At 57.2% G+C, this 2,182-nt stretch carries 2 protein-coding genes; one reads left to right on the top strand and one right to left on the bottom strand.

Annotation, left to right across the window (positions count from 1 at the left end):
• Positions 1–98: 98 nt before the first annotated feature.
• The gene (locus AC1DRJ_RS25230; RefSeq protein ID WP_477804555.1) at positions 99–1,187 is read right to left on the bottom strand and encodes an LLM class flavin-dependent oxidoreductase; all 1,089 of its coding nucleotides are present in this window, start codon (positions 1,185–1,187) and stop codon (positions 99–101) included.
• Positions 1,188–1,570: 383 nt separating this feature from the next.
• On the opposite strand from AC1DRJ_RS25230, the gene AC1DRJ_RS25225 reads away from it, so the two are divergent.
• The coding region (locus AC1DRJ_RS25225) for an ABC transporter permease (protein WP_477804554.1) at positions 1,571–2,182 on the top strand (612 nt) is incomplete at its 3' end.

The following is a 2,182-nucleotide window of genomic DNA, read 5'->3' as shown; positions in this document are numbered from 1 at the left end:
GAGCGAGCCTGCTCGCGATTGCGGTGTGTTAGTCAACATCTCTGTTGAATGTGCTGTCGCAATCGCGAGCAGGCTCGCTCACATTGGGATGTCGGTGTCTAGGCTACTTTTTCCGATGCTTGACGCTCGCGTTCGGCCACCAGTTTTCGGGTCAGGGGGATCAGGCGCTTGCCGTAGTCGATGGCGTCCTCGAGCGGGTCAAAGCCACGGATCAGGAAGGTGGTGATGCCCAGGTCATAGTAATCAAGCAGCGCTTCGGCTACTTGTTCCGGGGTGCCGACCAGAGAGGTCGAGTTGCCTTGTGCACCCAGCAAGCCGGCGATGCCGGTCCACAGACGCTTGTCCAGACGTGAGCCCTGGGCGGCAGCGGCGAGCAGGCGGCGAGAGCCTTCGTTCGGAGGGTCCCGGCGGACAAAACCGTTTTGTTCGGCCAGCGTGGTGGCCTGCTGCAGAATGCGCTCGGCACGTTCCCATGCCTGGGCTTCGGTGTCCGCCAGAATCGGCCGCAATGACAAACTGAAGCGAATGCTGCGGCCATGTCTGGCAGCCTCGGCGCGTACTTGCTTTACCACCTCGCGAACTTGTTCATAGGTTTCACCCCATAACGCGTACACGTCCGCATGCTTGCCCGCCACTTCGATGGCCACTGTCGAWGAGCCRCCGAAATACAGTGGAATGTGCGGCAGTTGCGGCGACTTCACTGTCGAGTGCGCACCCTCCACCTGGTAATACTGCCCTGCATAGTCGAAGGGTTTTTCGCTGGTCCATTCCTGGCGCAGCACATGAAGGTATTCGTCGGTGCGGGCATAGCGCTCGTCCTTGCCGATGTAGCTACCGTCGGCGCGCAGTTCGCGATCATCGCCACCGGTAATGATGTGCACAGCGGTGCGTCCGCCATTGAATACGTCGAGGGTAGTGAACTGTCGCGCGGCCAGGGTCGGTGCGGCAAAACCGGGCCGATGGGCGATCAGGAACTTGAGGTCTTTGGTCACACTGGCGGCGTGAGAGGCAATTAGGGTGCTGTCGGGGCTGTTGGAGTGGAAGGCTACCAAGGCCCGGTCAAAGCCGGCATCCTCATGGGCGCGCGCCACTTTCTCCACATAGTCGGGCTGCAACACAGGCCCGCTGCGAGGGTGGATTTCCGAAGAATGGTGACCGCCGATGTAGCCGATGAATTCAATACTCATGGGAGTTCCTTTCGTTGAATAGGCGCGATTCAAGCCTCCACCTGGCGTTGGGGTCGGTCTGTGGGATCCAAAATAGGCGTAGCAGGGTGCGGCTGTGAAATGCCTATTGGTTCTAAGTTAATTATTAATTTAAAGAATGATGATTGTTTGCATGTATCAGCTATCTGCATTTTAAACGACGTCAACCATGCAGGCCCCGGCAGGGCGGGGGATGCAGGAGTTTATTATGCAAATAATTTATCAGATGAATTCAGTTCCTGATTTATAAGCATATTAGGTTATTCCTAAAAAGAATTTCACTGAGGTTTTTTATGCGAATAGCATGAAATCCGCAGCTGACGCATGGCACCTCTGGCCATGTTCTTTTTGAGGAAGGAAGCCTGATGACTGAAAAGACCTTCGATACACAGAGCGCCACTGGCTCATTTTCCGTCAACAAGGCTGCTCGCTACCGCGGTGAGCTGCAGGGCGCATCAAGGCTGTTGCCTCACTGGCTGCGCAACTGGCGGACACCTGAATTTTTGCTGCGTTTGCTCAGCCCCATCGCGTTGTTGCTGTTATGGGAACTGGCGTCGCAGGGGGGCCTTATCCCGCAACGGGTCATCGCGGCGCCCTCGCAAATCGGCGTCACACTTTGGGCCATGATCGCTTCCGGGGAATTGGGTAAACACTTGCTGGTATCGCTGCAACGGGCGCTGGTGGGCTTGAGTATCGGTGTCAGTCTCGGTGTGGTGGCGGCGCTGATCAGCGGCCTGTCCAAGCGCGGCGAGGTGGTGCTCGATTCACCGCTGCAGATGCTGCGCACGATCCCGTCGCTAGCACTGGTGCCGTTGTTCATTCTCTGGTTCGGCATCGGCGAATTCACCAAGATTGCGCTGATCGTCGTCGGTACAACCTTCCCGGTGTACATGAATCTGTTCGCCGGTATTCGCGGCATCGATCCCAAACTGATTGAGGCCGCCAACACCCTGGGACTGAATCGTCGCGAACTGATC

It is taken from the genome of Pseudomonas sp. P5_B2 (assembly GCF_056400445.1).
Note: the sequence above shows the minus strand (reverse complement) of the source record. Positions and strands in the feature narration are given on the sequence as shown.